Genomic DNA, 16,365 nt, shown 5'->3' with positions numbered 1-16,365 from the left:
GTATCACACCGCCGCCAGTAGTAAGGGGCCGCCACCATGACCGCATCCTCCGACGTTGTGCTCGCCAGCCGCGATGGGCACGTCATGACGTGGACCATCAACCTGCCGGAGACCCGCAACCCAATCTCCGGCGACGACGTCGTCGAGCGGCTGGTCCAGCTTGTCGACGAGGCCAACGCCGACCATGAAACCCGCGTCGTCATCCTCACCGGCGCCGGCAGCGCGTTCTCCGCGGGCGGCAACGTCAAGGACATGGCCGACCGCAAGGGCATGTTCGGCGGCGCTCCGTACCAACTGCGCGAGGGCTACCGCCGCGGGATCCAGCGGCTACCGAAGGCCCTCTACCACTGCGAGGTCCCGATCATCGCCGCAGTGAACGGCCCCGCCGTCGGCGCCGGCTGCGACCTGGCGATGATGTGCGACATGCGGGTGGCCTCGACCAACGCGTTCTTCGCCGAGAGCTTCGTCAAGCTCGGCATCATCCCCGGCGACGGCGGCGCGTGGCTGCTGCCCCGGATCATCGGCGCCTCCCGCGCAGCCGAGATGTCCTTCACCGGCGACCGGGTCGACGCGGCCACCGCCTTGGACTGGGGCATGGTCTCGCGCGTCGTCGAACCCGAGGCCCTCCTCGCGACCGCCCGCGAGCTCGCCGACCGCGTCGCCGTCAACCCGCCGCACGCCCTGCGGATGACCAAGAAGCTGCTGCGGGAGGGCCAGCGCCAGGACCTCGACAGCATTCTGGAGCTGTCCGCGGCGATGCAGGCCCTCTCCCACCACACCGCCGACCACACTGAGGCGCTCGCCGCGTTCCTGGAGCGCCGGCCCGGCCAGTTCACCGGGAAATAGCCCACACCCACCGGAGCCCACACCCACAGGGAGTATCACGATGAAACGCACCATCTTCGCTCAAGAGCACGACGAGTTCCGGTTGATGATCAGGGACTTCATCGCCCGCGACGTCGCACCGCACCGGGAGGAGTGGGACGAGCTGGGGCGTCCGCCGCGCGAGTTCTTCCGCCAGCTCGGCAAGCTCGGCATCCTCGGCATCCAGGCGCCCGAGGAGTTCGGCGGCGGCGGGGAGGCCAGCTTCAAGTACACGACGGTGGTCTTCGAGGAGATCGCCCGGGCCGGCGTCTCCTTCGGCTCTTACACCGTGCACTCCTGCCTGATCCTGCCGTACCTGCTCGAGTACGCCACGGCGGAGCAACGACAGCGCTGGCTGCCGGGCTTCGTCTCCGGCGAGATCATGACCGCGATCGCGATGACGGAGCCCGGCACGGGCTCGGACCTGGCCAATATCGCCACCACCGCGCGGCTCACCGACGACGGCCAGCACTACATCGTCAACGGAGCCAAGACCTTCATCACCGGCGGCGTCACGGCCGACCTGGTGTTGACCGTGTGCCGCACCGCCCCGTACGACCCGGAGGACCGCCGCGCGGGCCTGTCCATCATCTGCGTGCCCGCCGACGCCGAGGGCTTCTCCGTGGGCCGCAAGCTCGACAAGATCGGCCTGCAGCAGCAGGACACCGCCGAGCTCTCCTACGCCGATGTGCGGGTGCCTGCGGCGAACCTGCTGGGAGAGGCGGGCAAAGCCTTCGGCTACCTCGCCCACAACCTGCCCCAGGAGCGCCTGAGCATCGCCTTGAACTCGGTGGCGCACGCGGAGGCCGCGATCATGCACGCCACCGCGTATGCGCGCGAGCGGAAGGTCTTCGGCAAGCCCGTGGCAGCGTTCCAGAACACGAAATTCGTGCTCGCCGAGTGCTCCACCGAGACCACCGGCGCCCGGGTGTTCGTCGACCACGCGCTGGAGCTGCTCGACCGCGGCGAGCTCACCGTCGCCGACGCGGCCCGCGCCAAACTGCTGTGCACCGAGGTGGCGGGCCGGGTGATCGACAAGTGCCTGCAGCTGCACGGCGGCTACGGCTACATCACCGAGTACCCCATCGCCCGGCTCTACGCCGACACCCGCGTCACCCGGATCTACGGCGGCACCAGCGAGGTCATGAAGACCATCATCGCCAAGGACCTCGGCCTGTAGGTCGAACGGAACAGACCAGGAGCGAGCCATGTATCCAGGACACCACGCCGCCACCACACCGGAGAAGGCCGCCGTGATCGAGGCCGCCACCGGCCGAGTGCTCACCTACCGCGAGCTCGAAGACCGGTCGGTGCAGCTCGCGCACTGGCTGCGACGGCAGGGGCTCAGGCCCGGAGACCACATCGCCGTGCTGTCGGTCAACGACGCCACGGTCTTCGAGATCTATTGGGCCGCAGTGCGATCCGGCATGTACGTCACCCTGGTCAACTCCCACTTGCTGCCCGGGGAGGTCGCGTACATCGTCGACGATTGCGACGCGCAGGCACTATTCGCCTCCGCCCCGCTGGCCGCGCTGGCCACGGCCATCGTCGACGCGACTCCGGGCATCCGCCTGCGGCTCGCCTTCGGCGGCGAGATCCCCGGCCACCTGGACTACCGCGCCGCCCTCGCGCCGATGAGCACCGAGCCACCGGCCGATCAGCCCAAGGGCTCCGACATGCTCTACTCGTCCGGGACCACGGGACGCCCCAAGGGGATCAAACCGCTGCTCGGCGACGGCCAGGTCGGGGACGAGTCCACCTCGCACGTGGTGGCCACGTTGCGCGCCTTGGGGTTTGGCGAGGACTCAGTGTACTTCTCCCCCGCCCCGGTCTACCACGCGGCCCCGCTGCGCTACGGCGCCGCCGCGCACTCGCTGGGCGGCACCGCCGTGATCGCGGATCGGTTCGACGCCGAGACCGTCCTGGCACAGCTCGAGCGCTACCGCGTCACCCACAGCCAATGGGTGCCAACGCATTTCGTCCGCATGCTGAAGCTTCCCGCGGACGTCCGGGCACGCTATGACCTGTCCTCGATGAAGGCCGCCATCCACGCCGCGGCGCCCTGCCCCGTCGAGGTGAAGCAGGCCATGATCAATTGGTGGGGCGAGGTGATATTCGAGTACTACTCGTCCACCGAGTCCCCCGGGAGCACGTCCATCACCGCGCGGGAGTGGCTGCGCAAGCCCGGCAGTGTGGGCCGCGCGGCCAACGGGGCCGTCGTCCATGTCTGCGGGGCGGACGGCGCCGACCTGCCGGCCGGAGAGATCGGCCTGATCTACTTCACCCGGCCTGGCAGCACCTTCGAGTACCACAAGAACCCCGAGAAGACGGCGGACTCCCGGCACCCGCACCACCCGACGTGGTCCACCACCGGCGACCTCGGCCACCTCGACGAGGACGGCTTCCTGTTCCTGACCGGACGCGCCCAGTTCACCATCATCTCCGGCGGGGTCAACATTTACCCGCAGGAGATCGAGGACGCCCTCACGCTGCACCCGAAGGTGCTCGACGTCGCGGTGCTCGGCGTGCCGGACCCGGAGATGGGCGAGTCCGTCAAGGCCTTCGTGCAGCTGGCGGACGGGGTCCTCGACACTCGTGGCCTCGCCGAGGAGCTGATCGCGTACTGCCGCGGCCGGATCGCCGGCTATAAATGCCCGCGCAGCGTCGAGTTCGTGGCGTCGCTGCCCCGCACCCCGACCGGGAAACTGGTCAAGGGCGCACTGGCGGTGCCGGCGTGACGGCTGGGGGAAAGACCGCGGCGCCGTCCCCGCGGCAGCGGCTGTTCATCGAGGCCGCGCGCGCCGAGTTTGTGCGCAACGGCTACGGCGCGTCGTCGATCCGGACCATCGCGCAGGAGGCGGGCATGAGCCTGTCCGCGCTGTACTACCACTACAAGAACAAGCAGGACCTGCTGTTCGGCATCCTCCTGGACTGCATAGACACCCACGACGCGCTGTGCGCGGCAGAGCTGGCGGGCGCCAGCCCGGACCCCGCGTCCCGGCTGCGCGCCCTCGTCACCGGCATGGTCCGGTTCCGCACCGCCTGCCAGGAGCAGTCGCTGATGATCGCCACCGAGGTGCGCAACCTCGAGCCCGAGAACGCCAGCGCGTACGAGAGCCGCCGACGGGCCGCCAACGACCAACTGCGCGAGATCATCGAGGCCGGCATCCGCGACGGCAGCTTCACGACGCCGCAGCCGCAGGACTGTCGGCGTGCCATCCTCGCAATGGTCACGGCGATCTCAAACTGGTACGCCCCCGCCGGACCCGACACCCCCGACGAGATCGCCGCCCGATACAGCGAGCTGGCCCTGCTCCTGTTGCAGCCGAACCTCCACACCCGAGAGTAGGACACATGCCCACACGATTGGTGCCCTCCGCCGGCCCCGCGTCGCCCGAGCTGGAGCAGCTGCGGCTCGAGGTGCGGGCCTTCCTGCGCGAGCAGATCGCCGCCGGGGTGTTCACGCCCGGCGTCGACACCTGGCTCACCCGCTGGGACCCGGCCTTCACCCGATCCCTTGCCGCCCGCGGCTGGCTGGGCATGACCATCCCCACCGAGTACGGCGGGCACGGGCGCACGTTCATGGAGCGCTTCGTCGTCACCGAGGAGCTGCTGGCCGCCGGCGCGCCCGTCGCCGCGCAGTGGGTCGCGGACCGCCAGGCCGCCCCGTCCCTGCTGCTCTACGGCACGGAGGAGCAGAAGCAGCGGTTCCTGCCCGGCATCGCCCGCGGCGAGATCTGCTGGGCCATCGGCATGTCCGAGCCTGAGTCCGGCTCCGACCTCGCGAGCGTGCGCACCAAGGCGGTACCGGTCGAGGGCGGCTGGCAGGTGACCGGCACGAAGCTGTGGACCTCCGGCGCACAGCACGCCGACGCCTTCTTCGGCCTCGCCCGCACCGCCCCGCTGGACCCCGCACACCGCCACGACGGGCTGAGCCAGTTCATCGTGCTGTTGGACTCCCCCGGCGTCGAGATCCGGCCGATCCTGTCCCCGTCCGGCGACCACCACTTCAACGAGGTCATCCTCGACGAGGTCTTCGTGCCCGACGCGCTCGTGATGGGCAACATCGGCGACGGCTGGCACCAGGTCACCTCCGAGCTCGGCTACGAGCGCAGCGGGCCCGAGCGGTTCATGTCCACCTTCGGCGTCCTCGCCGCGGCAGCCGACGAGGTAGGCGCCGGCCGCCTGCCCGCCGACCCCCGGATCGGCGCGCACGTAGGGCGGCTGTTCGCGCTGCACCACATGGCGCGCGCGGTGTCCGAGTCCCTCGAGCGCGGCGAGAACGCGGACGTCGCCGCATCCGTGGTCAAGGTGCTGGGCACCCAGGTCGAGGGCGATATCGCCGACCTGGCCGACGAGCTGTCCGGCGAGGCCGGGCCCGACGGCGAGGCCTTCGCGGAGCTGGTTCGCGCGGGAGTCATGCAGCGCCCGGGATTCACCCTGCGGGGCGGTACAAGTGAGATTCTGCGCGGCGTGATCGCGCGGGGATTGGGGCTTCGATGATGGCTAAGACGACGACGACCACAGCCACTGAGCTGCGCGAGTTCGAGCAGATGCTCGCGCAGGTGTTCACCACCGCCCGCGACGGCGGTCCCCGTGCGGTTGGCCCGGCGGCTCTCGACCGCGAATTGTGGTCCACGCTGGCCGAGCTCGGCCTCGCGCGGCTGACCGGCGCGGAGGCCGATGGCGGCAGCGGGGCCACCTGGACCGAGGCCGCGCGCCTGTTGGTCGCGGTCGGCGCCGGTGCCGCGCAGGTCCCCGTCGCGGAGAACGACCTGCTCGCGGGCTGGCTACTGGAGGCTGCGGGAGTGGCGAGCGCAGGGGTTTCGAGCGCTGGGGTTTCGAGCGCGGACCCCGCCGCCGTCCGCACCGCCGCCGTCCTCGACGCCGACGGCAGCGCCCGGCACGTCCCGTGGGCCCGTGACGCGGACTCCGTGGTGGCGCTGTGGGAGTCGGCTGACGGCTGGCGGGTCGCCGAGGCGCCGCGCGACCAGGTCGAGATCACCGAGGCCGAAAACTTGGCTGGCGAGCCGCGCGACCACATCCGCATCGATACCGGGACCCTGTTGGGGGCCGTCGTGCCGGACGCGGCCCCCGCGGAGCTTCTCCTCCGCGGCGCCTTGGCCCGATCCCTGGCGATGGCCGGCGCGATGGAGCGGGTCCTCGAGCTCGTCATCGAGCACACCACCGCCCGCGTCCAGTTCGGCCGGGCGCTCGGCAAGTTCCAGGCCGTGCAGCACATGGTCGCCGACATCGCTTCCGAGGGCGCGCTGGCCCGCGCCGCCGCGGAGGCCGCCGTCGATCTCGCCGAGGAGTTCGGATTCGACAGCGCAGAGGCGGAGTTCGCCATCGCCGCCGCGAAGTCCTGCGCCGGGCACGCCGCGTCCGTGATCGTCCGCAACGCGCATCAGTGCCTCGGCGCGATCGGCTTCACCACCGAGCATGAGCTGCACCGGCACACCAACCGGCTGCTGTCCTGGCGCGCGGAGTTCGGCTCCACCAGGGACTGGGACGAGGTGTTGCTTGCGGCCTCCGTCGCCGCGGGGTCCGAGGGCCTGTGGCCGCTGCTGACCGCGGCAACCTCGTGACCGGCCTGCCCCTGGAGGGGATCACGATCGTCGCGCTCGAGCAGGCCGTGGCCGCGCCACTCGCCACCCGGCACCTCGCCGACCTCGGCGCGCGGGTCATCAAGATCGAGCGCATCGGGGAGGGCGACTTCGCGCGCGGCTACGACACCGCGGTGCTCGGGATCGCCTCGCATTTCGTGTGGCTGAGCCGTGGCAAGGAGTCGCTCTGCGTGGATGTGAAATCTGCCTCCGGGCTGGCCGCCGTCCAGCGGCTGATCGCGTCGGCGGACGTGTTCGTGCAGAACCTCGCGCCCGGTTCGGCCGCTCGCTTGGGCCTGGGCGCGGAGGAGCTGCGCCGAGAGCATCCAGGGCTGATCGTCGCGAACATGTCCGGCTATGGCACGGCCGGACCGCTGCGCCAGCGCAAGGCCTACGACATGCTGGTGCAGGCCGAGACCGGGCTGTGCTCGATCACCGGCACCCCGGAGACCGCGACCAAGACCGGCATCCCGTCCTCCGACATCGCCGCGGGCATGTACGCCCTCACCGCGATCCAGGCCGCGCTGTTCCGCGCGAGCGCACCGGGTCCGGCGCGACGATCGAGGTCTCGATGTTCGACGCCACCGTCGAGTGGCTCGGGCACCCGATGTACCTGCAGATGTACCAGGACACGCAGATCCAGCGGATGGGACTGAGCCACGCGTCGATCGCGCCGTACGACGCGTATCCCACCGCGGACGGGCAGATCCTGATCGGCGTGCAGAACGACCGCGGCTGGCGCGCCCTGGCCGCCGACGTCTTCGGCCGCCCGGAGCTCGTCGAGGATGCGCGCTTCGCCACCAACATCGCGCGGGTGCGCCACCGCGCGGAGACCGATACGGTCGTCACCGAGCAGACCCGGCGCTTCACCACCGCCGAGCTCGACAAGCGGCTCGCCGAGGCCGGGGTCCCCGCCGCCCGCCTCGGCGACATGCGGGACCTCATCGAGCACCCCCAGCTGTCCGAGCGGGACCGCTGGCGCGAGGTCGACACCGAGGCCGGGCCCGTCCAAGCCGTGCTGCCGCCAATGACCTTCGGCGACGTCGAGCTGCCGATGGGCGCGGTGCCCGCGCTCGGCCAGCACACCGACGCGTTGCTCGCGGAGGCCGACTACAGCGCCGCGGAGATCGCGGGGATGCGGGAGGCCGGGGCCGTCCAATAGCCTGCCGAAGACTCCGCCCCCTCCGCAGCTCGGATGGTGAGCCGGTGCAGGTCCACGAGTGTGGACTGGTCAAGGCCGGCTCCGATGTAGCCGCCGGCCAAGGTGAACGCGACCGGCAGACTCCGCTGCCGGCACCAGTCGAAGACCATCTGCTCGCGGTGTGCGAGCACCTGTGCGGTGATCCCGTCCAGGCCGCCAACCCCGCACCCCTCGTACGGGTCCATCCCGGCGTTGTACAGGCACAGATCGAACGGTCCGATCCGGCCTGCCTGCGCTAGGGCTTGTTCGACGGTGCGCAGATAGTCCCCCGCCCGGTCGACCTCCCACAGCACCGAGTTCGCATGATCGGAGTACTGGTCGAACATGCTCACGGAGACGTCCGCATGCCAGATCCTCTGGTCATCGGCGATCAGTTGCGCGGTTCCGCCGCCGCAGTGCGCATCGAGATCAAGGATCAGCACCGAGCTGACCGTGCCGTCGGCGAGGAGGGCCTTCGCGGCGATCACCAGTCCGTTGAACGTGCAGAACCCATCCCCATGATCGCGTTTGGCGTGATGCAATCCGGAGGACAGCGTCCCGGAGGCGCCGTCGCCGAGCGCGCTGCGGGCCGCGGCGAGCACCCCGCCGTTGGAGGCCAGCACCATCGGCCACAGCGCCGGATCCCAATCGAACCCCTGCGATTCCGCGAGGTCCCGCGACTGGCCGGTCCGCACCGCCTGGATATAGCCGGGATCGTGAACGCGCGCGAGGTCGTCGGTGGTCTGCGCCGCCGGCGCGAGGACCTCGACGCCGCTGATGGGCCTGGACGTCAGAGAGTCCGCGACCCACGCGGCCTTGCGGGTGGTGTCGAAGCCATAGGCGGAGCCGACATAGTCGGGACTGTAAAAGAGTTTCATGGGCGTTGCCTCAGTTTCTTAGTCGTCGTTGGCCCTGTTCTGGGCATAGAGCCGGTCGCTGGCCTCCTTCCGCGCGGTGGTCCGCGCCAACATCTCGGCCTGCGAATGGTCGCTGGCCCGGCGCCACGCTTCGTCCTTCGGCACGCCTTCAGCCAGTAATTGCTCAAGCATCGGCGCGAAGATCCTTTGCCCCTCACGCTGCTCGGCCCAGCCGGTTACGTTCGGCCAGGAGCCGTTCTTGACCACGCACCAGCGGCCGGACCGCCACACGTACCGCGGCGACGTCGCTGCCTGCGCTGCCGCCTCCGTCTTGAGTTGCTCGATGAAGTGATTCGCTTCCCCGTCAGGGTGTGCGAGGAACCGTGGTCCCGGAATAGCTGCCAGGATGAATCTCCTTGTCAGGCAATGTGGTCGAACTACCGGCCTGCACCGGTCGGGGTGCCGGTCAGTCGTCGAGCGCCGCTCGCTGCGCGGCGCTGAACTCGGGCATCGCCGCAGCCGGGTTGGCAGTTTTGGCGCTGCGGTAGCTGCGGATGTTGGCCGATGCGGCGGCCATCGCGTCGCGCGATTTCTCCTTGCTATAGGTCAGGGACTGGTCGCGTTTGACGCCGAGGCGGGCGCCTACCTCGATCGCATCCTGATCAGCGCCCATATAGAGGAACTGCCAGTCCTGGTCGTTGGTTTGCTGCTCGACGAGGGCTTTGATGGCGGGGTGGGTCCATTCACCGCTGGCGTTCTCTTTGCCGTCGGTCATGATCGAGACGATCACCGTGCCCGGACGATCCGCGTCGGGTAGCGCATCGAGTTCGGCTTTGACGTCGGTGATGAGCGTGCCCATGGCGTCGAGCAGTGCGGTGCGCCCGCGGGGCCGCAGGTCCAGCGCCGGCACCTCGGCGATCGGCACGCCCTGGTAGACGACCTCGTAGCGGTGGTCGAACTGCGCGAGGGTCACCGCGCACTCGCCGGCAGCGGCTCGCTGGTCCTCGATGAAGGCCGCGAAACCGCCTTCGACATCGGTTTTGATGGACTGCATCGAGCCGGAGCGGTCGAGCAGAAACACAAGGCGGGTCAGATCGGTATTGGCCATGATGAGGACCTTTCGAGGGGGGTCAGGTGTTGCGGCGGGGCTTGAACCGCATCGGCGGTTTGGTCGTCGATGCGGTAGCCGGTGGGGTGGCGGTCTGTCCGGTTTGCTTGTCGTAGCGGGCGCGCTGGATGTCCTTGGCCATCACCCGGCCGTCGGGTCGGGCGTAGGCGGCGAGCATCGGGGTGCCGGCCAGGCGCGGGCCGACAGCGTTCTCAGTCAGCCCGGCCTTCGCGCCGGCCGATCTCAGCGAGAGATCGTGATCGAGGACCGCGCTGGCGAGTTGCTCGTCGAGCAGGCGGCTCGCCTCGTCGAGTACGACGCGAAGATGCTCCAGCGCCGTGGGGGGGTCAGCCGATTCGGCGTGGGCTAGTGCGGCGCGGATGCGGGCGTAGTGGTTGGACATGACCCACCGTACCGCATAAACTGCGGATGCGCAGTAACTGCGGAGCTAGGATCGCAATGGGGGAAATGGAGGTTGTCATGGAATGCTCCTGCGGGGAAGCCCGCCGAGGACGGGGCGACTTGCCATCCGCCGGATGGCGGGGGCCGCTTCGTCATCCGAACCACCCCGCATAACGCCATGGGGTTGGTGTGCGGCCAGTCGGAGCTTGGCACCGCATCTCGTGAAGCCCCATCAGTATAAAATAGGCCTCTGACATTCTTGGCTGTCACATAGGATCCGCTGGTGGGGAGGCTAACCGGCCCCTACTTTCCGCAGGGGTGGGAGCCGGGGCTCGCCGACCGTTTTATGGAATTTCTGGTTGACTCAGAATGTGAGCGGTCATGAGGATTTCACGTGGGATTCAGCTGAGCATCTTGCGCGCCTGGCCAGTTGCGACACTCTGTGGGAGCACTACCTGCAGACACGGGTGCGGTTCGAGGCCGCTGGTCAGGTCGGGACGCTATGGCCCGTGGACAGCGCCGTCGGCGGGAACCGGCCGCCACTGGGCCCGTTGCATGTGGTGACCGCGGTCCAGCCGAATTCCGAGCCCTGCAGCGTCGACATCATGGCCCGGATGGGCGTCCTGGACCAGGAGCTCGACGATGCGGGCATCCGCTCGATCCGCGCGGTCGGGTCCAGCTTCGATGGGACCCACAGCGAGGACAGTCGGGCGGTGTTCGGACTCGACAACGCGCAGGCCCGGGCGCTCGGGGTGTGGTTCGGCCAGGTCGCGGTCTTCGCCTGGAGCGGGCCACGGTGGTCGCTGCTCGGGTGTGCCACTGAGCGCCGCACCGATCGCGGATGGCGATGGGATCCCAGCTCCTGAGCCCTCGCGCAGCGGCTGTCTGCCGCGCGGCCAGCTACCAGTATTGGGCAGGCCCCAAAGCGGGATGAGCTTTACGCCACCAGCTTTGCGACCTTTCCGACGTCACGGAGGAACCCCGCGAAGTCGGGCTCCCCCTCGGCGGGGACGAGGACGACGTCGTCGGCACCCGCTGCCGCGAACCGCTGCACGGCCGCCGCGACATCGTCGACATCGCCCCATGCTGCGCGGTCGCCGTCGAGGCCGCGCTCACCGAGCTCGGCACGCACCCGGTCCTCAGCACCATCACCGAAGGCGGCGGTGACATACGCGATGATCGCCGTGGGGTCGGTGCGCCCGGACTGCGCTTGCCCGCTGCGCACCAGGCGAATCCTGTCGGCGACCTCGTCGGGGGTCAGACCATTTACGAGAATCGTGCCGTCCGCGACCTCGCCGCTGAGCGCGAGGGTCTTGGGTCCCTCGCCGCCGGTGTAGACGGGTGGCTCGGTGTCCGGACGCCAATCGAGTCGCACCTTGTCCAGCTGCACGTACCGTCCCGCGACGGTGACCTCCTCGCCGGCGAGGAGGGATCGCAGCGCGGGCAGGTACTCGCGCATGAGCGTGAGCGGGGACGCGGCGCGCGCGCCGACCTGCGACATCCACGGCAGCACACCGTGCCCCATGCCGGGGTAGAACCGGCCGGGGAACATCTGCTCTATCGTCGCGATCTCCATCGCGGTGACGGCGACGTTGCGCAGGGGCATCGGTGAGATGCCGATGCCGATCTTCAGGTTCTCGGTCCAGGCGAGCGCGGCTGCGGCGGGAGCAAACGCGGACTCGCGGAAGCAGTCCTCCCAGATCCACAGTTCTGGCACGCCGGCGGTCTCGGCCGCCTCGACCGCCGCGCGGAATGCCTGGGGCGGGTGTTGGTAGGGGCTGAAGACTGCACCGATGCGGATTGGGCTCGTCGTCGCTGGCTCGAGGGGAGTCATGGGAGATTCCTTTCGGGAGGATGATCGGACACCGTCGCGTGGATGGATCGGCAGTTGATCGGTAGATATCCGTGTGACTGGTTAGGGGTGCCGCTCGTGCTCAATCTGCACGGCGGTGCCATCCGCCAGGTCGCGAATAACGTCCACGTCGCAGGCCAAACGGCCCATGCGCACCAGGCCGGGCCAGCCTCCGGGAGAGTCGTAGTAGAGGACCAGGTTCTGTGAGGGCGCGTGGTAGCCAATCTCGCCGGGCTCGGGCGCATCCGCCGACGGAACACCGTCCAGGGTGAGCGCGCGGGCTAGCGGGGCGAGCTTTTCCACCGCGTTGAAGTCCTGGAAGGTGAGCGTGACCGGCAACATCGCGGCGAATTCACGCGCGACAGGATGATCGTAAAGCTCGCCGCTGATCAGTTCGCCGCCGATGGTCAGTTGGATCCGCATGGGTATTCCCCTCTCCGGCTGCGTCAATGGTCGGTGGACTCCGGTGTCAATGTCGAGAGATTCTGGGTGCTGTATTCGCTGGCCGCCCACGAGGCGAGCAGCCGCAGGGACTCCTCGGAGGACGATCCGGGCTCGGCGGCGTAGATGGTCAGTGTCAGGCCGGGTTCGGCCGCCATCTCCAACCCTTCGAAGGCCAGGGTCAGCTCGCCGACTACGGGATGGTGGAAGGTTTTGGAGCCGGTGCCGTGGTGGCGGACGTTGTGCGCGCTCCAGCGTCGCCGGAACTCCTCGCTGCGCGTGCCGAGCTCGCCGATGAGGTCGTGGAGGTCCTTATTGTGGGGGTCGCGGGCGGCCTCGGTGCGCAGAATCGCGACGGTGACCTCGGCGAAGAGCTCCCAGTCGGGGTAGAAGTCGTGGGCCCGGGCGTCGAGGAACGTGTACCGGGCGATGTTCGGCGGCTGGCCCGGCATGGTGTACACGTCCTGGTAGAATGCGCGGGCCAGCGGGTTGACTGCGAGGATGTCCATGCGTCCGTTGCGGACGAATGCGGGACCGGCGGTCACCGCGTCCAGCGCCCACTGCAGGCTCTCATGCGCTCGCCAGGTCTTCGGGCTGCGGCGCCGAGGCCGGCGGGCCACGGGGCCGGCGGCGTGCGCGAGGTCGAACAGGTGCGCTCGCTCGGCGTCGTCTAGGCGTAGCGCTTTGGCGAGGCTGTCGAGCACTTCGGGGGAAGCGCCGCTGATCACCCCGCGCTCGATGCGGGTGTAGTACTCGACACTGACCCCGGCCAGGGTGGCGACCTCGCTGCGGCGTAGCCCGGCGACCCGTCGGTTGGTGCCGGCGGGCAGGCCGACCCGCTCGGGGGTGACCCGAGCGCGCCGGGATGTGAGGAACTCCCGTACTTCTGCTCGATTGTCCATGCCTCGACCGTAGGCGATGGCCCATCGGTGTGGGAGTCCCTCGCGGTACCACCATCAGCCGGGACTCCCACACGCCCCCGATTAGTGGTGTCCTGGAAACCGAGCAAGTAGTCGAGTCTAAGGAGAGTGCCCATCATGCGTGGAGCCATCCTGCGCGCCCCCGGCGGGCACGTCGGCTATGTCGGCGTCTCCCACGACGTGCAACTGCCCGGCGAGGAGCTGATCGCACTCATCTGGGATCGCAAGATCAACCCCGGCAAGGTCTTCGACCTCACCCTCCCCCCTGGAGGATGCCGCGGAGGCGTATCGGGCGATGGACGAACGACGGGCCATCAAGATCCTCCTCCAGCCATAGAACAGTCTGCAGCAGACCAAAAGCTCGCCCCCCTCAAGCGGAAGGCTGTCCCATGGCACACAGCACCACCGGATCATTCACCGGCAAGGTCGTCTTCGTCACCGGCGCCGGCAGCGGCATCGGCCGCGCCACCGCACTGGCCTTCGCGGCACAGGGCGCCGATGTGGTCGTCGCCGACATCAACGACCAGCCCGCCCAGGAGACAGCGTCGATGGTCCGCCAGCTGGGCCGTCGAGCGGAGGCGGTGGCCTGCGACGTCACCAGCGGCGAGGATGTCGCCGCGGCCGTCGCCACCACGGTCGAGACTTTCGGCAGGCTCGACATCGCCATCAACAATGCCGGCGTCGAGCAACCGCCCACACCCCTCGCGGAGACTAGCGATGCGGACTGGGACCGCATCATCGGCACCAACCTGCGCGGGGTGTTCCTGTCGATGAAACACGAGATCCTCGCCATGGGCGAGAACCCCGGATCCATCGTCAATATCGCCTCGGGCGCCGCCGTGATCGGCATCCGCGGACAGGCCGCCTACGCCGCCTCCAAGCATGGGGTGATCGGGCTGACCAAATCCGCGGCACTCGAGTACGCCGCCCACGGGATCCAGATCAACGCGATCTGCCCGGGCATCATCGAGACCCCGATGATGGACCGCTTCTCCGGCGGCACCCCCGAAGGCCGCGCCCGGGTCATCGCGCAGGAGCCCATCGGCCGCATGGGCACGGTGGAAGAGGTCGCCGCCGCCGCGCTCTGGCTGTGCTCCGACCTCGGCGGCTTCGCCATCGGCCACGCCCTCGTCCTCGACGGCGGTCAAACCATCGGCATTTGACCAGGCCGGCCACCTCTCCCCCAGCCTCAAAATCCACAGATTGGATGACACACATGCTCACCTATGACTTCACCGGCCACACCGCGTTCGTCACCGGAGCCAGCGCCGGTATGGGCGCCGCCACCGCCCGCGCGTTCGCCGAGGCCGGCGCCGCCGTCGCGCTCGTCGATATCAACCAGGCCGCCGCCGAGCAGGTGGCCGCACAGCTCCGCGAGCAGGGACATCGGGTCCTCGCGATCCAAGCCGACGTCACCGACGAGGAGCAGGTCGCCGCGGCGGTGCGCCAGACTGTGGACGCCTTCGGGAGCCTGGACCTGGCCTTCAACAACGCCGGCATCATGCGCGCCCCCATCGACACCGCCGATGAGAGCGCCGCCGCATTCGACCAGGTGACCGCGGTGAACCTGCGCGGGGTGTGGGCGTCGATGAAACATCAGCTGGCGCAGATGCGCACCCAGGGCTCCGGCGCCATCGTGAACTGCTCATCGCTCGGGGGGCTCGTCGGCGGCGTCGGCCGGGCGAGCTACCACGCCGCCAAGCACGGCGTCCTCGGGCTGACCAAGAGCGCCGCGCTCGAGTACGCGCCGCTGGGCATCCGGGTCAACGCCATTTGCCCGGGAACCATCGACACCCCCATGGTCGAGCGCATGATCGCCGGCGGGGAACTCGACCTCGGCGACGCCCTCGCCGCCATCCCGATGGCGCGGCTGGGCAGTGCTGAGGAGATCGCCGCCTCCGTCCTGTGGCTGTCGAGTTCCGCCGCCAGTTACGTCACCGGCGTCGCACTCCCCGTCGACGGCGCCTACACCGCCCAATAACACCGATCAACCACCATCGAATCTGAATTCAGGAGTATCTGTGAGCCTCTTCTCACCCGTCACCCTCGGCGATCTCACCCTTCCCAACCGGCTGGTCATGGCCCCCCTCACCCGATCCCGGTCCGGCCGCGACGGGGTGCCCGGCGATGACGTCGTGGAGTACTACCGGCAGCGGGCGTCCATGGGGATGCTCACCACCGAGGGCACGTACCCGAGCTTCGCTGGGCAGGGTTTTGTGCGGCAGCCAGGCTTGGTGACCGACGCGCAGATCGCCGGGTGGCGACGGGTCACCGACGCCGTCCACGCCGAGGGCGGGCTCATCATCGCCCAGATCATGCACGCCGGCCGGGTCTCCCACTCCGACATCACCGGCGCTCCCACCACCGTCGCCCCGAGCGCAATCGCCATCGACGGCGCCACCCACACCTACGATGGCAAGGCCCCGTACCAGGTCCCGAAGGCCCTGGCGGCCGATGAGCTGCCCGGCATCGTCGACGAGTTCGTGCGCGCCGCCCGCAACGCCATCGCAGCGGGCTTCGACGGCGTCGAAGTCCACGGCGCCAACGGCTACCTGCTCCACCAGTTCCTCGCCCCCGCCGCGAACCATCGCACCGACGCCTATGGCGGCTCCCCGGAGAACCGCGCGAGGCTCACCGTCGAGACAACCGCCGCCGTCGCCCAGGCGATCGGGGCGGGAAAGACGTGGCTGCGCATCTCGCCCCAGCACAACATCGAGGACGCCCTCGAGACCGATCCCGCCGACGCCCTCGCCACGTATCTGGCCGTGGTGGACGGCATCGTCGCGCTGGGCCTGGCCGGCCTGAGCGTCCTGCACACCGAGCCGTCCGGCGAGCTGGTGCAGACCCTCCGGACCCGGTTCGGGGGGCCCGTCCTGGTGAACACCGGCTTCAACGCGGTCACCACGCTGGCGGACGCGCGCGCCGTGACGGGCAACGGCTGGGGCGACGCCGTCGTCGTGGGCCGGCCTGTGCTGGCGAACCCGGACCTGGTCCGCAGGTGGAGCGAGGGCCTGCCCCTCAATGAAGCCGATCAGACCACGTTCTACACCGAGGGGCACAAGGGCTACACCGACTACCCGTTCTGGCAGCGCTGATCGAGCGCAGCAAGCCAGACCTTCGCCTGCGACATCCGGT

17 protein-coding genes, 2 pseudogenes and 1 riboswitch are annotated in these 16,365 nt (G+C 69.4%); of the genes and pseudogenes, 12 read left to right on the top strand and 7 right to left on the bottom strand.

From position 1 onward, the window contains the following. The first annotated feature begins 36 nt into the window (after positions 1–36). The 7 genes and pseudogenes from TBIF_RS04355 to TBIF_RS22830 all read left to right on the top strand — a co-directional run bounded on the left by TBIF_RS04355 (position 37) and on the right by TBIF_RS22830 (position 7,632). Complete coding sequence (locus TBIF_RS04355) at positions 37–846, top strand: crotonase/enoyl-CoA hydratase family protein (protein ID WP_024793642.1); 810 nt, start codon at positions 37–39, stop codon at positions 844–846. A 40-nt stretch (positions 847–886) separates the two neighbouring features. Then, positions 887–2,044 (top strand): acyl-CoA dehydrogenase family protein, encoded by a 1,158-nt coding sequence (locus tag TBIF_RS04350; RefSeq protein WP_024793641.1) that lies wholly within the window; start codon positions 887–889, stop codon positions 2,042–2,044. Positions 2,045–2,072: 28 nt separating this feature from the next. Continuing rightward, entirely contained in the window at positions 2,073–3,602 is a 1,530-nt protein-coding gene (locus TBIF_RS04345; protein WP_024793640.1) for an acyl-CoA synthetase, read from the top strand. Beyond that, a complete protein-coding gene (locus TBIF_RS04340; RefSeq protein WP_024793639.1) occupies positions 3,599–4,213 on the top strand; it encodes a TetR/AcrR family transcriptional regulator in 615 nt (204 codons plus the stop codon). Before TBIF_RS04345 ends, TBIF_RS04340 begins: the two co-directional genes overlap by 4 nt. 5 nt (positions 4,214–4,218) lie before the next feature. Then, a complete protein-coding gene (locus TBIF_RS04335) occupies positions 4,219–5,367 on the top strand; it encodes an acyl-CoA dehydrogenase family protein (RefSeq protein ID WP_024793638.1) in 1,149 nt (382 codons plus the stop codon). Next, positions 5,367–6,452, top strand: a complete 1,086-nt coding sequence (locus TBIF_RS04330; protein WP_024793637.1) for an acyl-CoA dehydrogenase family protein — start codon at positions 5,367–5,369, stop codon at positions 6,450–6,452. Before TBIF_RS04335 ends, TBIF_RS04330 begins: the two co-directional genes overlap by 1 nt. After that, a pseudogene (locus TBIF_RS22830) lies at positions 6,422–7,632 on the top strand (CaiB/BaiF CoA transferase family protein). Before TBIF_RS04330 ends, TBIF_RS22830 begins: the two are co-directional and overlap by 31 nt. On the opposite strand, the gene TBIF_RS04320 reads toward TBIF_RS22830, so the two are convergent. The 4 genes from TBIF_RS04320 to TBIF_RS04305 all read right to left on the bottom strand — a co-directional run bounded on the left by TBIF_RS04320 (position 7,581) and on the right by TBIF_RS04305 (position 10,018). Further along, entirely contained in the window at positions 7,581–8,528 is a 948-nt protein-coding gene (locus TBIF_RS04320; RefSeq protein ID WP_024793636.1) for an arginase family protein, read from the bottom strand. The pseudogene TBIF_RS22830 and the gene TBIF_RS04320 overlap by 52 nt on opposite strands. 18 nt (positions 8,529–8,546) lie before the next feature. Continuing rightward, positions 8,547–8,774, bottom strand: coding sequence for a hypothetical protein (locus tag TBIF_RS04315; RefSeq protein ID WP_148302157.1), 228 nt, complete (start codon positions 8,772–8,774; stop codon positions 8,547–8,549). Between the two features lie 199 nt (positions 8,775–8,973). Further along, the gene (locus tag TBIF_RS04310) at positions 8,974–9,615 is read right to left on the bottom strand and encodes a vWA domain-containing protein (protein ID WP_024793634.1); all 642 of its coding nucleotides are present in this window, start codon (positions 9,613–9,615) and stop codon (positions 8,974–8,976) included. 22 nt (positions 9,616–9,637) lie between these two features. Next, complete coding sequence (locus TBIF_RS04305) at positions 9,638–10,018, bottom strand: hypothetical protein (RefSeq protein ID WP_024793633.1); 381 nt, start codon at positions 10,016–10,018, stop codon at positions 9,638–9,640. A 111-nt stretch (positions 10,019–10,129) separates the two neighbouring features. Further along, a riboswitch (SAM riboswitch) is annotated at positions 10,130–10,244 on the bottom strand. A 132-nt stretch (positions 10,245–10,376) separates the two neighbouring features. Here TBIF_RS04305 and TBIF_RS04300 point away from each other — a divergent pair. Further along, complete coding sequence (locus TBIF_RS04300) at positions 10,377–10,883, top strand: DUF3293 domain-containing protein (RefSeq protein WP_148302156.1); 507 nt, start codon at positions 10,377–10,379, stop codon at positions 10,881–10,883. Between the two features lie 71 nt (positions 10,884–10,954). Here the strand turns inward: TBIF_RS04300 and TBIF_RS04295 are convergent, their stop codons facing one another. The 3 genes from TBIF_RS04295 to TBIF_RS04285 form a co-directional block, all read right to left on the bottom strand. Then, entirely contained in the window at positions 10,955–11,851 is an 897-nt protein-coding gene (locus TBIF_RS04295) for an LLM class flavin-dependent oxidoreductase (protein WP_024793631.1), read from the bottom strand. An 81-nt stretch (positions 11,852–11,932) separates the two neighbouring features. Next, positions 11,933–12,292, bottom strand: coding sequence for a cyclophilin-like fold protein (locus tag TBIF_RS04290; RefSeq protein ID WP_024793630.1), 360 nt, complete (start codon positions 12,290–12,292; stop codon positions 11,933–11,935). A gap of 23 nt (positions 12,293–12,315) precedes the next feature. Next, entirely contained in the window at positions 12,316–13,212 is an 897-nt protein-coding gene (locus tag TBIF_RS04285; RefSeq protein WP_024793629.1) for a helix-turn-helix transcriptional regulator, read from the bottom strand. A 159-nt stretch (positions 13,213–13,371) separates the two neighbouring features. Between TBIF_RS04285 and TBIF_RS26130 the strand changes: the two are divergent. The 4 genes and pseudogenes from TBIF_RS26130 to TBIF_RS04265 form a co-directional block, all read left to right on the top strand. Continuing rightward, a pseudogene (locus TBIF_RS26130) lies at positions 13,372–13,567 on the top strand (IMP dehydrogenase); the annotation flags it as partial. Positions 13,568–13,619: 52 nt separating this feature from the next. Next, complete coding sequence (locus TBIF_RS04275) at positions 13,620–14,393, top strand: SDR family NAD(P)-dependent oxidoreductase (RefSeq protein ID WP_024793627.1); 774 nt, start codon at positions 13,620–13,622, stop codon at positions 14,391–14,393. 44 nt (positions 14,394–14,437) lie between these two features. After that, complete coding sequence (locus TBIF_RS04270; RefSeq protein WP_024793626.1) at positions 14,438–15,211, top strand: glucose 1-dehydrogenase; 774 nt, start codon at positions 14,438–14,440, stop codon at positions 15,209–15,211. Between the two features lie 40 nt (positions 15,212–15,251). Beyond that, the gene (locus tag TBIF_RS04265; protein ID WP_024793625.1) at positions 15,252–16,325 is read left to right on the top strand and encodes an alkene reductase; all 1,074 of its coding nucleotides are present in this window, start codon (positions 15,252–15,254) and stop codon (positions 16,323–16,325) included. Positions 16,326–16,365 lie beyond the last annotated feature (40 nt).

It is taken from the genome of Tomitella biformata AHU 1821, from assembly GCF_000524475.1.
GTDB classification, from domain to species: domain Bacteria; phylum Actinomycetota; class Actinomycetes; order Mycobacteriales; family Mycobacteriaceae; genus Tomitella; species Tomitella biformata.
Note: the sequence above shows the minus strand (reverse complement) of the source record. Positions and strands in the feature narration are given on the sequence as shown.

What these genes read in the sequence shown, in the direction of transcription:
- TBIF_RS04355 (WP_024793642.1), top strand. Translation starts at nt 37, where the DNA reads ATGACCGCATCCTCCGACGTTGTGCTCGCCAGCCGCGATGGGCACGTC.
- TBIF_RS04350 (WP_024793641.1), top strand. Translation starts at nt 887, where the DNA reads ATGAAACGCACCATCTTCGCTCAAGAGCACGACGAGTTCCGGTTGATG.
- TBIF_RS04345 (WP_024793640.1), top strand. Translation starts at nt 2,073, where the DNA reads ATGTATCCAGGACACCACGCCGCCACCACACCGGAGAAGGCCGCCGTG.
- TBIF_RS04335 (WP_024793638.1), top strand. Translation starts at nt 4,219, where the DNA reads ATGCCCACACGATTGGTGCCCTCCGCCGGCCCCGCGTCGCCCGAGCTG.
- TBIF_RS04330 (WP_024793637.1), top strand. Translation starts at nt 5,367, where the DNA reads ATGGCTAAGACGACGACGACCACAGCCACTGAGCTGCGCGAGTTCGAG.
- TBIF_RS04320 (WP_024793636.1), bottom strand. Translation starts at nt 8,528, where the DNA reads ATGAAACTCTTTTACAGTCCCGACTATGTCGGCTCCGCCTATGGCTTC.
- TBIF_RS04310 (WP_024793634.1), bottom strand. Translation starts at nt 9,615, where the DNA reads ATGGCCAATACCGATCTGACCCGCCTTGTGTTTCTGCTCGACCGCTCC.
- TBIF_RS04305 (WP_024793633.1), bottom strand. Translation starts at nt 10,018, where the DNA reads ATGTCCAACCACTACGCCCGCATCCGCGCCGCACTAGCCCACGCCGAA.
- TBIF_RS04295 (WP_024793631.1), bottom strand. Translation starts at nt 11,851, where the DNA reads ATGACTCCCCTCGAGCCAGCGACGACGAGCCCAATCCGCATCGGTGCA.
- TBIF_RS04290 (WP_024793630.1), bottom strand. Translation starts at nt 12,292, where the DNA reads ATGCGGATCCAACTGACCATCGGCGGCGAACTGATCAGCGGCGAGCTT.
- TBIF_RS04285 (WP_024793629.1), bottom strand. Translation starts at nt 13,212, where the DNA reads ATGGACAATCGAGCAGAAGTACGGGAGTTCCTCACATCCCGGCGCGCT.
- TBIF_RS04275 (WP_024793627.1), top strand. Translation starts at nt 13,620, where the DNA reads ATGGCACACAGCACCACCGGATCATTCACCGGCAAGGTCGTCTTCGTC.
- TBIF_RS04270 (WP_024793626.1), top strand. Translation starts at nt 14,438, where the DNA reads ATGACACACATGCTCACCTATGACTTCACCGGCCACACCGCGTTCGTC.